The organism is Vibrio sp. OPT18, assembly GCF_015163615.1.
GTDB lineage: Bacteria > Pseudomonadota > Gammaproteobacteria > Enterobacterales > Vibrionaceae > Vibrio > Vibrio coralliirubri.
In genome coordinates this window covers 243,488-256,841 of record NZ_JADDYK010000060.1, presented here as the reverse complement: position 1 = coordinate 256,841, position 13,354 = coordinate 243,488, and the positions used below count along the sequence as shown (strand labels likewise).

The following is a 13,354-nucleotide window of genomic DNA, read 5'->3' as shown; positions in this document are numbered from 1 at the left end:
ACTAATTAATCAATTAGATAATCAGAATTAGAAGTCGTAACGTAGACCAATAGCTAGCTCGTCGTCAGCTTGTGCTTTAGTTGCACCTACATTTACTGCGGTATCAGCTTTACCGAACTTGTCGCCTTCAGAGATAAGGTTGAAGTTGTACGAGATGTACGTACGGAAGTTAGGCTTGAAGTAGTAAGTTGCATCTACAGCAACGTTGTCAGCTGATGTATCACCATCTGTTTCTGCGTTGTTGTACGTTAGAGTGAATGCAGCTTTATCTAGCGTGTATGCTGTTGCGAATTCGTAACCAGTGTAATCACCGTTGTCTTTCGATAGTTCACCATCTGTGAACGTACCAGCAAAGTATAGAGCGTCTGTGCGGTAAGATGCCGCTAGCATGTATTCGTTTTGATCGTCTTGATCAGCGTAACCAGCACCTAGCTTAAAGCCAGAATCGCCGATTGCGTAGATACCAGATAGAGAGTAGCCATCTTCGCCATTATCAACGTACTCACCAGCAGCGTTTTCTGAACGGTCAGCAAAACGGTAGCTTGCTTTTACGCTTAGGTCTTGGAATTGACCTTTGTAAGACAGCATGTTGTCTGTGCGGTCTGCTACAGCGATTTTCATTGCTGCAGAGTTGCCGTGGTAAGACATGATATCGGTAAAGTCTGTGATTACGCCTAGCGCACCGTCGTTTTTACCGTATGTTACTTCACCGAATGTACCGCCGATACCAGCGTATGTGTAACGGTGGTCGATATCAGAACCATTGTCGGTAGCTGTCGCGTCAGAGTCTGCAGTAGTGTATTCACCTTCGTAGAAACCAACACCGTATAGGCCGTCTTGGATTTCAACTTTACCTAGGAAGTTTAGACGTACACGAGAGTTGTCTTGTGCTTTACCATCTTTCATCGATAGACGAGCTTCCGCACGACCACCGATCTCTAGAGAAGTGCCGTTTGAGCTGTATACAGAAGTACCGTCAATACCACCAGCTTGTTTACCGTCCGCTGCCACTGCGTTAGTAGCAAGAGCTGCAGCAGATACAGCAAGCGCGATCATAGTCTTGTTCATGTTATTATTTCCTAATTACTGTCCATAGAAGTTTTATCAAGGATTTGAACCCTTTTGTGTATTGCCTGTATTAATCAGGCTTCATAATCATGATTAGAACAGAAGTCTGAAAAATGCCAGTGCAATCCATGGGTTACTTTTTACCTCTAAAGTTCCATGGTCAGTTAGTAAAATGATATAAAACTAAAAAATGAACACTGTTTTATTATATCTCTTGTTATTTAAGTACCTGTTTTGAAGTGGTTTTTATAAAAGTGTGATCTGTGTTTATTTTGTTTGTTTTTTGTTTTTTTAGGTATTTAACTCTCTACTTATTGATGGGGGAGTTATTATTCATTTTTGTGATGTCTGTAATTTAGACATAGATAAAGCTTTTATAACGCAAAGTGGAATAAAGGTGATTTAGCCATAAAGTTTGTTTACACTAAGCCAAATCGTTTTGTTTCTATCACCCAATAAATGCGTTGGGTGTATTTATGTTGGCCAAAGAAAGCTTTGGCATAGAGGTAAAAAATGGAAAAGGTTCCAATGACAGTACGTGGCGCTCAGCAGCTACGTGACGAATTAGATCGCCTACTTAAGCTACGCCCTGTTATCTCAGCAGCTATTGGTGAAGCACGTGAACTAGGTGACTTGAAAGAGAATGCTGAATACCACGCCGCTCGTGAGGAGCAGGGTATTTGTGAAGCTCAGATCCGTGATATTGAATATAAGCTATCACTGGCTCAGATCATCGATGTAACGCAAATGGATAATACGGGCAAGATTATCTTCGGTACGACAGTGACACTGATTGATGTGGATACCGATGATGAGTTCCGCTACCAAATCGTTTCAGAAGACGAAGCAGACATCAAAACGGGTCGCATTTCTGTGAAATCGCCAATTGCTCGCGGCCTTATCGGTAAAATGGAAGGCGACGAAGTCATGATCTCTACCCCTGGTGGTGACAAAGACTTCGAAATCGACAAAGTAGAATATATCTAATTGAATTTTCTTTGTTTCTGATAAGTAAAAAGGTCGCTAAATGCGACCTTTTTCGTTTCTCACGCTACACTAAAAGATAAGCGCTGTGGCTTCCTATTAGTGAAGTTAGCTTATATTAAGCTCACTTATTTACGTGGAATCTCGATTTTACGTGCTTCTGACTGACGGAACAGTACTAAAACTTTACCGATAGTCTGTACTTTCTCAGCTTTAGTTTCACGTACAATTGCATCGATAATCAGTTGCTTAGTCTCACGGTCTTCTGATGCAACTTTAATCTTGATCAGTTCGTGGTGGTCTAGAGCTAATTCGATTTCCGCTAGAACAGCTTCAGTAAGTCCATTTGCGCCCATTAGCACAACAGGTTTTAAACTGTGAGCTAGGCCCTTTAGATGCTGCTTTTGTTTGGTACTTAGGTTCATTACGCGGCCAATTTTCTTTACTATTAGGGTTGAAAAAACCTATTTTAACGCCATCTAAAGCTGAAGACTATAATTTATTCAGCAATTAGTACTTTCCTCCAATTTAGGTATCCAATGAGCAAACAGAAACACTCGGCCAGTTCAGGCCGTTGGTTGAAGGAACACTTCGACGACAAGTACGCAAATGAAGCAAGAAAGAAAGGCTATCGTTCACGTGCTTATTTCAAAATGGAAGAGATTCAAACGAAAGATAAATTGCTGTCTCCTGGGATGACCATTGTGGATTTAGGTGCAGCACCTGGCGGTTGGTCTCAATATGCTGCTAAGATTGTTGGAGACAACGGACAAATCATTGCGTGTGACTTGTTACCAATGGATCCGATTGCTGGTGTTAGCTTTTTACAAGGCGATTTCCGTGAAGAAGCTGTGCTAGATGCCTTGTTGGAACGTATACAACCAAACATGGTTGATGTCGTGATGTCAGATATGGCACCTAATATAGCAGGCAACAATTCTGTGGATCAGCCAAGAGCTATGTATTTAGTTGAATTAGCTTTGGATATGTGTCGACAAGTTCTAGCTACCAATGGTAGTTTTGTTGTAAAAGTATTCCAAGGCGAAGGGTTTGACCAATACGTTAAGGACGTCCGCGAGATGTTTAAAACAGTAAAAGTTAGAAAACCCGACTCTTCTCGAGCTCGATCTCGTGAAGTGTTTATCGTAGCCACTGGTTACAAAGGTTAACGATTCTCTTCCAAGAGTGAGAGTTAACAACATGGCTACAGGTTACAAACTGTAGTACCCTACCTTTAATTACAATTAGTTATCGAGAGGCTTACACCTTGAGTGACATGGCAAAAAATTTAATTCTGTGGCTTGTTATCGCGGTAGTGTTGATGTCGGTATTCCAGAGCTTCGGCCCTGGGGAAAGTAACGGCAGAGCAGTAGATTACACCACGTTTGTACAGGAAGTTGGCCAAGGCCAGATTCAAGACGCACAGTTCAATAACAGCGAAATCACTTTCACACGTCGTGGTGGTGGTTCTAAGTATGTAACTTACATGCCTGTTTATGATCAAAAGCTACTTGATGACTTAATTAATCAAAACGTAAAAGTTCAGGGTACACCACCTGAAGAGCAGAGCCTGCTTGGCACTATCTTCATCTCATGGTTCCCAATGATCTTACTGATTGGTGTATGGATTTTCTTCATGCGTCAAATGCAAGGCGGCGGCGGCGGTAAAGGCGCGATGTCTTTCGGTAAGAGTAAAGCTCGAATGATGAGCGAAGAACAAATCAAAACGATGTTTGCTGATGTTGCTGGTTGTGACGAAGCAAAAGAAGACGTGAAAGAGCTTGTGGATTACCTTCGTGACCCAAGCCGCTTCCAAAAGCTAGGTGGTAAGATCCCGACAGGTATCCTGTTGGTTGGTCCTCCTGGTACGGGTAAAACATTGCTTGCAAAAGCGATTGCCGGTGAAGCGAAAGTACCGTTCTTTACTATCTCTGGTTCTGACTTCGTTGAAATGTTTGTTGGTGTTGGTGCATCTCGTGTGCGTGACATGTTCGAACAAGCGAAAAAAGCAGCACCTTGTATCATCTTTATAGATGAAATCGATGCTGTAGGTCGTCAACGTGGTGCTGGTGTTGGTGGTGGTCACGATGAACGTGAACAAACACTGAACCAGATGCTGGTTGAGATGGATGGTTTCGAAGGTAACGAAGGTATTATCGTTATCGCTGCGACTAACCGTCCAGACGTACTAGACCCTGCATTACTTCGTCCTGGTCGTTTTGACCGTCAAGTTGTGGTTGGTCTACCGGATGTACGTGGTCGTGAACAGATTCTTAAAGTACACATGCGTAAAGTGCCACTATCTGGTGATGTTGAACCATCTCTGATTGCTCGTGGTACTCCAGGCTTCTCTGGTGCAGATCTTGCGAACCTTGTGAACGAAGCGGCGCTATTTGCTGCTCGTGGTAACAAGCGCAATGTATCTATGGTTGAGTTTGAACTTGCAAAAGACAAAATCATGATGGGTGCAGAGCGCCGTTCAATGGTTATGTCTGAAGAAGTGAAAGAGTCAACGGCTTACCACGAAGCGGGTCACGCAATTGTTGGTCGTTTGGTGCCTGAACACGATCCTGTGTACAAGGTTTCAATCATTCCACGTGGTCGTGCGCTTGGTGTAACTATGTACCTTCCAGAGCAAGATCGCGTAAGCATGTCTCGCCAACATCTAGAATCAATGATCTCTAGCTTGTACGGTGGTCGTCTTGCTGAAGAACTTATCTACGGTAAAGACAAAGTTTCGACTGGTGCGTCTAACGATATCGAACGTGCAACTGATATTGCTCGTAAGATGGTAACGCAGTGGGGCTTCTCTGAGAAACTGGGTCCTCTTCTATATGCTGAAGAAGAAGGCGAAGTTTTCCTAGGCCGCGGTATGAGCCAAGCGAAACATGTTTCTGACGATACGACTAAGCTGATCGATGAAGAAATTCGTATTCTAATCGACCGCAACTATGCTCGTGCGAAGCAAATTCTTGAAGAGAACATGGATATCATGCACTCGATGAAAGACGCGCTAATGAAGTTTGAAACGATTGATGCAGGTCAGATTGATGACTTGATGGAACGTAAAGACGACATTCGTGAGCCTGCTGGTTGGGGTGATCAGGCGAAAGCAGAACCTGCAAAGGAAGAAGCGAAACCTGAAGCTAAATCAGAAGAAGCAGCAGCCGAACCAAAAGCTGAAGAGTCGAAAGTTGAAGAAGTTAAATCTGAAACAGATGATGCTCAAAACAAAGATTCTTAATTGCTAAGCTTTAAATTAAAACCCTGAGTACGCTCAGGGTTTTTCTGTTTCTAGCCTAAGATGTTTTTACCTTTAAGACCCGCCTTCCATGATATTAAAAGCACATAATAAAACGCTCGTTTTAGATCGCCCACATGTGATGGGTATCCTCAACGTTACGCCTGACTCTTTCTCTGATGGCGGAAAATTCAATTCATTAGATAATGCTCTACTGCAAGCAGAGCGAATGATTCAAGCTGGTGTTAGCATTATTGACATTGGTGGTGAGTCAACTCGTCCGGGAGCACCTGACGTACTTTTAGAAGAAGAGCTCGCTCGCGTTATTCCTGCCATTAAAGCAATTCGCGCTAATTTTGATGTGTGGATCTCTATTGATACCAGTAAAGCTGAAGTGATGCGCCAAGCCGTTGAAGCGGGGGCTGATTTGATCAATGATGTGCGCGCACTGCAAGAGCCCGGAGCTTTAGAGGCGGCGGCCGATGCTAATGTGCCAGTTTGCTTGATGCACATGAAAGGTCAGCCAAGAACCATGCAAGCCAACCCAAACTACGATGATGTTCTAACGGATGTTGAAGCGTTCTTAAAGGAAAGAGTAGAGGCTTGTGAGGCTGTTGGTATATCAAATGATCAGCTGATTCTGGACCCAGGTTTTGGTTTTGGTAAAACCATTGAGCATAATTACCACCTATTAGCGCACCTTGAAAAATTTCACACGCTTGGGTTGCCAGTCTTAGCGGGGATGTCGAGAAAGTCGATGATCTTTAAGCTACTAGACAAAGCTCCAGCAGATTGCATGGTTGCTAGCGTCACTTGCGCTGCCATCGCTGCAATCAAAGGTGCACAAATTATTCGCGTTCACGATGTTGAAGATACATTGGAAGCGATGAAGATAATCGAAGTGATGAATAACAATCACTAATCATAATTAAGGAAAATCAATATGTCTGATAAGAGACGTTACTTCGGCACAGATGGCGTACGTGGCAAAGTAGGCCAGTACCCAATTACACCTGATTTTGTTCTGAAGCTTGGCTGGGCTGCGGGTCGTGTTCTTGCGAAACAGGGCACAAAGAAAGTCATCATTGGTAAAGATACTCGTATCTCTGGCTACATGCTTGAGTCTGCGCTAGAAGCTGGCCTTGCTGCTGCTGGCCTTCAGGCTACGTTTACTGGCCCAATGCCAACACCTGCTGTTGCTTACCTAACTCAAACTTTCCGCGCTGAAGCGGGGATCGTGATTTCTGCATCGCACAACCCTTACTACGATAACGGTATCAAGTTTTTCTCTTCTGAGGGAACAAAACTGCCGGACGATATCGAGTTGGCGATTGAAGCAGAATTGGATAAAGACATCGAATGTGTTGATTCATTTGAACTTGGTAAAGCGGTACGTTTGAACGATGCCGCTGGCCGTTACATTGAATTCTGTAAGAGCACATTCCCAAATCAGATGACGCTTGCAGGAATGAAAATTGTTGTCGATTGTGCACATGGTGCGACTTACCACATTGCGCCTGCTGTATTTAAAGAGTTGGGTGCTGAAGTTATTGCGATTGGTGTTGAGCCAAACGGTACTAACATCAACCACGAAGTCGGTGCGACGGATGTACGAGCTCTGCAAGCAAAAGTGCTTGAAGAAAAAGCGGCATTAGGCCTTGGCTTTGATGGCGATGGTGACCGTATCATCATGGTTGACGAGCTAGGTAACAAAGTTGATGGTGACCAAATCGCTTACATCATTGCTCGTGATGCACTGCGTCGCGGTGAGTTGAAAGGTGGCGTTGTTGGTACACTAATGACCAACCTTGGTATGGAAAACGGCCTTAAGCAGTTAGGTATTCCGTTTGTTCGTGCTGCTGTTGGTGACCGTTACGTAATGGAACAGCTTCTTGCTAAAGGCTGGAAGATCGGTGCTGAAAACTCGGGTCACGTTATCCTACTGGATAAAGTGACGACGGGCGATGCTATCGTTGCTGCTCTGCAAGTCTTGGCTTCAGTTGTTGATAGCGAAATGACACTGAATGAGTTGTCTCAGGGCATGACGTTGTACCCTCAAGTTCTAGAAAACGTTCGTTTCAGTGGAGATTCAAATCCACTAGAAGCTGAAGCGGTAAAAGCAGCGGTTGTTGAAGTAGAAGCAGAGCTCGGTGAGAAAGGTCGCGTGCTACTACGCAAGTCTGGTACAGAACCACTACTGCGTGTCATGGTTGAAGGCGAAGATGCAGAGCTTGTTCAAGCGTCTGCGCTTAAGATTGCAGATGCAGTAAAAGCAAACTGCTAATTTAACCTTTTACTTAGCTGGCGCAACGAATAGCGCTTGTGATTAGAAGTGGTTGACTTATATCACGGTCAAAAGAGACGTAAATGAGTTTTGTGTCGCTTTTGACCTTTTTTTGACCATTCACTTGGTAAAGGCTTATTTTTTAGCAAATTCTCCTTGTCAGTCATCGTTGCATTCGCTAGTATTGCTCGGCCTTCAGTTAGGAGGTCGCTAGCCTTGTTCTTGAAAATAGTTTTTTGAACGGCGCTGGCTCAACAATTAGGAACATAGGTGGAAAAATGTTTACAGTTCTACTTGTGATTTACCTGTTGGCAGCGCTTGGTGTAATTGGCCTAGTGTTGATTCAACAAGGTAAAGGCGCAGATATGGGAGCCTCTTTCGGTGCTGGCGCTTCAAACACTGTGTTTGGTGCTGGTGGCTCAGGAAATTTCCTTACCCGAATGACTGCAATTTTTGCAACTACATTTTTTATCCTTAGCTTAGTGCTTGGTAATATGTCTACACATAAAACTGAGTCACAATGGATTGACCCGACCCAAGGTCAGGTAATTCAACAAGCTGATGATGCAGTGAGTGAAGTTCCGGCGCAAGGCGACGAAATTCCACAATAATCTGTAAAGATTTGATGCCGAGATGGTGAAATTGGTAGACACGCTAGCATGAGGTGCTAGTGCCTTAGGGTGTGAGGGTTCGAGTCCCTCTCTCGGCACCATGTTTACAAACTTGTAAAACATCTTGTTGGGCGTATAATGCTCGCAAGTCGGACGCGGGATGGAGCAGTTTGGTAGCTCGTCGGGCTCATAACCCGAAGGTCGTCGGTTCAAATCCGGCTCCCGCAACCAATTTCAATGCTATTATATAGCTTGTATTGGTAGCAAGTTTGCACAGTGTGAACCTCACTGTGAGTTAAGTGCGATATCGAATGTGATGGCACTTAACATATAAGGGTCCAGCAACAAAAACCCCGGCTTATACGGGGTTTTTTGTTATCTAAGCATTTGTAAATGTATTTAGATAATGTTTGCTTGGAATTTAAATTGGGCTTTGAGCCCTTTTTTTGTTTCTGGAGTGGTTAAATGACTGGTTTAGAAAGACAACTTACTGAAATGCTTGACGCTCCAGTAGCAGCATCAGGTTATGAGTTAGTTGGATTAGAATTTATTCGTGCTGGTGAGCACTCAACGCTACGTATTTACATCGATTCACCAAACGGTATCAATGTAGATGATTGCGCTGAAGTTAGTCACCAAGTAAGTGCCGTAATGGACGTTGAAGATCCAATTTCAGTGGCTTATAACCTTGAAGTGTCTTCACCAGGTTTAGAGAGACCACTGTTCAAAGCAGAGCATTACCAACAATTTATTGGTCACGAGGTAAGCATCGTTTTGAAAATGGCTGTCGGCAACCGTCGTAAATGGAAAGGTGATATCCAATCTATCGAAGGCGAGACAGTGAAAGTATTGGTTGAAGGACAAGAAGAAGAATTCGTCCTGAGCAATATTGCGAAAGCTAACCTGATCCCTAAATTTTAGTTCTCCTAGAGAGAAGAGCTTAAGAGGCTAGATTAATGAACAAAGAAATTTTGGCGGTAGTAGAAGCTGTTTCAAATGAGAAAGCAGTTCCTCGTGAGCGTATTTTTGAAGCGCTTGAAATCGCGCTTGCAACGGCAACAAAAAAGAAAAGCGAACTAGAAATTGAAGTTCGCGTTGAAATTGACCGTAAAACGGGTGATTTCGAAACTTTCCGTCGTTGGGAAGCTGTTGAGGAAGTTGAATTCCCAACAAAAGAAATCTCTATTGAAGCTGCAAAGTACGATGACCCAGAGATCGAACTTGGCGGTTTCATTGAAGATGATATCGAATCAGTAACGTTTGACCGTATTACGACTCAAACGGCTAAGCAAGTTATCGTACAGAAAGTACGTGAAGCTGAACGCGCTCAAATCGTTGAGCAGTTCATCGATAACGAAGGCGAGCTAGTAACTGGCGCAGTTAAGAAAGTTAACCGTGACACTATTATCCTAGACCTAGGTAACAACGCTGAAGCGGTAATCCTTCGAGATGACCAACTTCCTCGTGAAAACTTCCGTCCAGGTGACCGTGTTCGTGGTCTTCTTTACGCAGTTAAACCAGAAGCTCGTGGTTTCCAGCTTTTCGTTACTCGTTCGAAGCCAGAAATGCTAGCTGAACTATTCCGTGTTGAAGTGCCTGAGATTGGTGAAGAGCTAATTGAACTTAAAGGTGCTGCACGTGACGCTGGTTCTCGTGCTAAAATCGCTGTGAAAACAAACGACAAACGTATTGACCCAGTTGGTGCGTGTGTTGGTATGCGTGGCGCACGTGTACAAGCTGTTTCTAACGATCTTGGTGGTGAGCGTATTGATATCGTTCTTTGGGATGATAACCCGGCTCAATTCGTAATCAACGCAATGGCTCCTGCTGATGTTGCTTCAATCATCGTTGATGAAGACGCACACTCTATGGATATCGCTGTTGAAGCGGATAACCTAGCACAAGCGATTGGCCGTAGCGGTCAAAACGTACGTCTAGCTTCTCAACTTACTGGTTGGGAACTGAACGTAATGACGGTTGCTGATCTTGAGAAGAAGCACCAAGAAGAAGCAGTTGCTTCTATTGAAAACTTCATGAAGCACCTAGACATTGAAGAAGACTTTGCTCAAATGCTTGTTGAAGAAGGCTTCTCTACGCTTGAAGAAGTAGCATACGTTCCTGTGAACGAGCTTCTTGAAGTAGACGGTCTAGACGAAGGTATCGTTGAAGAACTACGTAACCGCGCAAAAGACGCACTGACTACTCTAGCGCTAGCGAAAGAAGAAACTTTCGACGGTGTTGAGCCTGCTGAAGACTTACTTGCACTTGAAGGTCTTGAGCGTGAAATGGCTTACAAGCTAGCAGCAAAAGGCGTTGCGACATTGGAAGACCTAGCTGACCAAGGCGTTGATGAACTAGAAGGCATCGAAGACCTAACTGCAGAGCGTGCAGGCGAGCTAATTATGGCTGCGCGTAACATCTGTTGGTTCGGCGACGAAGAATAATTCAGCAAGGAGAGAAAGCGGTATGACACAATTAACAGTTAAAGCACTGAGTGAAGAGATTGGTACGCCAGTTGACCGCTTAATTGAACAACTTGCTGATGCAGGCATGAAGAAAGCAGGGTCGGATCAAGTGACTGATTCAGAGAAGCAAACATTGCTAACGCACCTTAAAAAGGAGCACGGCGATACTTCAGGCGAAACAGAACCGACTCGTTTAACTCTTCAACGCAAGACCCGCAGCACGCTAAGTGTTGCCGCTGGAGGCGGTAAGAGTAAGGATGTTCAAGTAGAGGTACGTAAAAAGCGTACTTACGTGAAGCGCAGCACTATTGAAGATGAAGCGAAACGTGAAGCTGAGGAAGTAGCTAATCGTGAAGCGGAAGAGAAAGCACAACGCGATGCTGAAGAGCAAGCGAAACGTGATGCTGCAGAGAAAGCACAGCGCGAAGCCGAAGAAAAAGTAACACGTGAAGCGGATGCAAAACGTGAAGCTGAAGAGAAGGCTCAACGCGCACAAGCTGAAAAGGCTAAAAAAGACATGAATTCAAAAAATGCAGACGCTAACGCACAAGCGAAAAAAGAAGCGGATGAACTTAAAGCTCGTCAAGAGCTAGAAGCAACTCGTAAAGCAGAAGCTGAAGCAGCTAAGCTTGTTGAAGAAGCTCGTAAGTTAGCAGAAGAGAACCAAGAACGTTGGTCTGAAGAAGAGAAGAAGAAGAAAGAGCAAGAGAAATCTGCGGATTACCATGTGACTACTTCTACTTACGCTCGTGAAGCTGAAGATGCGGCAGATAAAAAAGATGAGAAAGCACCTCGTCGTCGCAAGAAGAAAGCAGCTCCTGCTAACCAACCTGCAAACAACCGTGGTGGTCGTAACCAACGTGGTCGTGGCGGTAAAGGTAAGCTTGCTAAACCAACTTCAATGCAGCAAGGCTTCGATAAGTCAGCAACTGTTGCTAAATCTGACGTTGCTATCGGCGAAACTATCGTTGTTTCTGAACTGGCTAGCAAAATGTCAGTTAAAGCAACTGAAGTTATCAAAGTAATGATGAAGATGGGCGCTATGGCGACTATCAACCAAGTGATCGACCAAGAAACAGCACAACTTGTTGCTGAAGAAATGGGTCACAAGGTAATCCTACGTAAAGAAAACGAACTTGAAGAAGCAGTACTAGCTGACCGTGATAGCGATGCTATCGCTGAAGGTCGTGCTCCTGTTGTTACTATCATGGGTCACGTTGACCACGGTAAAACTTCAACACTTGATTACATTCGTAAAGCACACGTTGCTTCTGGCGAAGCTGGCGGTATCACGCAGCACATTGGTGCTTACCACGTAGATACTGACAACGGCATGATCACTTTCCTTGATACTCCTGGACACGCGGCGTTTACAGCTATGCGTGCTCGTGGTGCTCAAGCGACAGATATCGTTGTACTTGTAGTTGCAGCAGACGATGGCGTAATGCCACAAACAATCGAAGCAATCCAGCACGCGAAAGCGGCAGGCGTTCCTCTGATTGTTGCTGTGAACAAGATCGATAAAGAGGGTGCTAACCCAGACAACGTTAAGAATGAGCTAGCTCAATACGACGTTATCCCTGAAGAATGGGGCGGTGAGAACATCTTCGTTCACATCTCTGCTAAACAGGGTACAAACATCGATGGTCTTCTAGAAGCAATCCTTCTTCAGTCTGAAGTTCTTGAACTTACAGCGGTTAAAGAAGGCATGGCGTCTGGTGTTGTTGTTGAATCTCGTCTTGATAAAGGTCGCGGTCCAGTTGCAACAGTACTAGTACAGTCTGGTACTCTAAACAAAGGCGACATCGTTCTTTGTGGTCAAGAGTACGGCCGTGTTCGTGCAATGCGCGATGAGAACGGCAGAGACATCGAAACTGCAGGTCCATCTATCCCTGTAGAAATTCTAGGTCTTTCTGGTGTACCTGCATCAGGTGACGAAGCGACTGTTGTACGTGATGAGCGTAAAGCACGTGAAGTTGCGAACTACCGTCAAGGTAAATTCCGTGATGTTAAACTAGCTCGCCAACAAAAAGCGAAACTAGAGAACATGTTCGCGAACATGACGGCTGGCGAAGTTGCTGAGCTTAACGTTGTACTTAAAGCTGACGTTCAAGGTTCTGTAGAAGCGATTGCTGACTCTCTACTGAAACTGTCTACTGACGAAGTTAAAGTGAACATCGTAGGTTCTGGTGTTGGTGGTATTACTGAAACTGATGCAACTCTTGCAGCAGCTTCTAACGCTATCATCCTTGGTTTCAACGTTCGTGCTGACGCAACTGCGCGTAACACGGTTCAGAACGAAAACCTAGATCTACGTTACTACTCAATCATTTACCAACTGATTGACGAAGTTAAACAGGCGATGGGCGGTATGCTTGCTCCTGAATTCCGTCAAGAGATCATTGGTCTTGCACAAGTTCGTGACGTATTTAAGTCGCCTAAACTTGGCGCAATCGCTGGTTGTATCGTTACTGAAGGTACGATTAAGCGTAGCAACCCAATCCGTGTACTTCGTGAAAACGTTGTTATCTACGAAGGTGAACTAGAGTCACTTCGTCGCTTTAAAGATGACGTTCAAGAAGTTAAGAACGGTTACGAGTGTGGTGTCGGCGTTAAGAACTACAACGACGTTCGCGTTGGTGACCAGATCGAAGTATTCGAAATCGTTGAGGTTAAACGTACTCTAGACTAATCAGTCTGT

At 44.4% G+C, this 13,354-nt stretch carries 11 protein-coding genes and 2 tRNA genes; 11 read left to right on the top strand and 2 right to left on the bottom strand.

The annotated features are described in order from the left end of the window. Nucleotides 1–27 precede the first annotated feature (27 nt). Nucleotides 28–1,068: a porin gene (locus IQQ51_RS16185; RefSeq protein ID WP_193841589.1), complete on the bottom strand. Its 1,041-nt coding sequence runs from the start codon at nucleotides 1,066–1,068 to the stop codon at nucleotides 28–30. A gap of 513 nt (nucleotides 1,069–1,581) precedes the next feature. On the opposite strand from IQQ51_RS16185, the gene greA reads away from it, so the two are divergent. Continuing rightward, complete coding sequence (gene greA, locus IQQ51_RS16180) at nucleotides 1,582–2,055, top strand: transcription elongation factor GreA (protein WP_017059397.1); 474 nt, start codon at nucleotides 1,582–1,584, stop codon at nucleotides 2,053–2,055. A gap of 125 nt (nucleotides 2,056–2,180) precedes the next feature. On the opposite strand, the gene yhbY is transcribed toward greA, so the two are convergent. Then, on the bottom strand, nucleotides 2,181–2,477 hold the full coding sequence (gene yhbY, locus IQQ51_RS16175; protein WP_004738252.1) for a ribosome assembly RNA-binding protein YhbY: 297 nt from the start codon (nucleotides 2,475–2,477) through the stop codon (nucleotides 2,181–2,183). A gap of 114 nt (nucleotides 2,478–2,591) precedes the next feature. Here yhbY and rlmE point away from each other — a divergent pair, with 114 nt between their 5' ends. The 10 genes from rlmE (at nucleotide 2,592) to infB (ending at nucleotide 13,345) form a co-directional block, all read left to right on the top strand. Next, nucleotides 2,592–3,221, top strand: coding sequence for a 23S rRNA (uridine(2552)-2'-O)-methyltransferase RlmE (gene rlmE / locus IQQ51_RS16170; RefSeq protein ID WP_017059396.1), 630 nt, complete (start codon nucleotides 2,592–2,594; stop codon nucleotides 3,219–3,221). A 107-nt stretch (nucleotides 3,222–3,328) separates the two neighbouring features. Then, nucleotides 3,329–5,296: an ATP-dependent zinc metalloprotease FtsH gene (gene ftsH, locus IQQ51_RS16165; RefSeq protein WP_123310456.1), complete on the top strand. Its 1,968-nt coding sequence runs from the start codon at nucleotides 3,329–3,331 to the stop codon at nucleotides 5,294–5,296. An 88-nt stretch (nucleotides 5,297–5,384) separates the two neighbouring features. After that, nucleotides 5,385–6,215: a dihydropteroate synthase gene (folP, locus tag IQQ51_RS16160; protein ID WP_193841588.1), complete on the top strand. Its 831-nt coding sequence runs from the start codon at nucleotides 5,385–5,387 to the stop codon at nucleotides 6,213–6,215. Nucleotides 6,216–6,236: 21 nt separating this feature from the next. Then, complete coding sequence (glmM, locus tag IQQ51_RS16155) at nucleotides 6,237–7,577, top strand: phosphoglucosamine mutase (protein ID WP_193841587.1); 1,341 nt, start codon at nucleotides 6,237–6,239, stop codon at nucleotides 7,575–7,577. Between the two features lie 278 nt (nucleotides 7,578–7,855). Beyond that, nucleotides 7,856–8,188 (top strand): preprotein translocase subunit SecG, encoded by a 333-nt coding sequence (gene secG / locus IQQ51_RS16150; RefSeq protein WP_017059392.1) that lies wholly within the window; start codon nucleotides 7,856–7,858, stop codon nucleotides 8,186–8,188. Between the two features lie 16 nt (nucleotides 8,189–8,204). Continuing rightward, nucleotides 8,205–8,289, top strand: a tRNA-Leu gene (locus IQQ51_RS16145). Nucleotides 8,290–8,342: 53 nt separating this feature from the next. Next, nucleotides 8,343–8,419 (top strand) — tRNA-Met (locus IQQ51_RS16140). A 234-nt stretch (nucleotides 8,420–8,653) separates the two neighbouring features. Next, nucleotides 8,654–9,109, top strand: a complete 456-nt coding sequence (gene rimP, locus IQQ51_RS16135) for a ribosome maturation factor RimP (RefSeq protein ID WP_004738265.1) — start codon at nucleotides 8,654–8,656, stop codon at nucleotides 9,107–9,109. Between the two features lie 35 nt (nucleotides 9,110–9,144). Next, nucleotides 9,145–10,632 carry a transcription termination factor NusA gene (nusA, locus tag IQQ51_RS16130; RefSeq protein WP_017059230.1) on the top strand — a complete coding sequence of 496 codons (1,488 nt, stop codon included), beginning with the start codon at nucleotides 9,145–9,147 and terminating at the stop codon, nucleotides 10,630–10,632. Between the two features lie 22 nt (nucleotides 10,633–10,654). Beyond that, nucleotides 10,655–13,345, top strand: coding sequence for a translation initiation factor IF-2 (infB, locus tag IQQ51_RS16125; protein ID WP_048605664.1), 2,691 nt, complete (start codon nucleotides 10,655–10,657; stop codon nucleotides 13,343–13,345). The last annotated feature ends 9 nt before the right edge of the window (nucleotides 13,346–13,354 follow it).

Excerpts from the sequence above, each read along its gene's own strand:
- rlmE (WP_017059396.1), top strand. The coding sequence starts at position 2,592 with ATGAGCAAACAGAAACACTCGGCCAGTTCAGGCCGTTGGTTGAAGGAA.
- greA (WP_017059397.1), top strand. The coding sequence starts at position 1,582 with ATGGAAAAGGTTCCAATGACAGTACGTGGCGCTCAGCAGCTACGTGAC.
- rimP (WP_004738265.1), top strand. The coding sequence starts at position 8,654 with ATGACTGGTTTAGAAAGACAACTTACTGAAATGCTTGACGCTCCAGTA.
- nusA (WP_017059230.1), top strand. The coding sequence starts at position 9,145 with ATGAACAAAGAAATTTTGGCGGTAGTAGAAGCTGTTTCAAATGAGAAA.
- infB (WP_048605664.1), top strand. The coding sequence starts at position 10,655 with ATGACACAATTAACAGTTAAAGCACTGAGTGAAGAGATTGGTACGCCA.
- ftsH (WP_123310456.1), top strand. The coding sequence starts at position 3,329 with ATGGCAAAAAATTTAATTCTGTGGCTTGTTATCGCGGTAGTGTTGATG.
- yhbY (WP_004738252.1), bottom strand. The coding sequence starts at position 2,477 with ATGAACCTAAGTACCAAACAAAAGCAGCATCTAAAGGGCCTAGCTCAC.
- glmM (WP_193841587.1), top strand. The coding sequence starts at position 6,237 with ATGTCTGATAAGAGACGTTACTTCGGCACAGATGGCGTACGTGGCAAA.
- folP (WP_193841588.1), top strand. The coding sequence starts at position 5,385 with ATGATATTAAAAGCACATAATAAAACGCTCGTTTTAGATCGCCCACAT.
- secG (WP_017059392.1), top strand. The coding sequence starts at position 7,856 with ATGTTTACAGTTCTACTTGTGATTTACCTGTTGGCAGCGCTTGGTGTA.
- IQQ51_RS16185 (WP_193841589.1), bottom strand. The coding sequence starts at position 1,068 with ATGAACAAGACTATGATCGCGCTTGCTGTATCTGCTGCAGCTCTTGCT.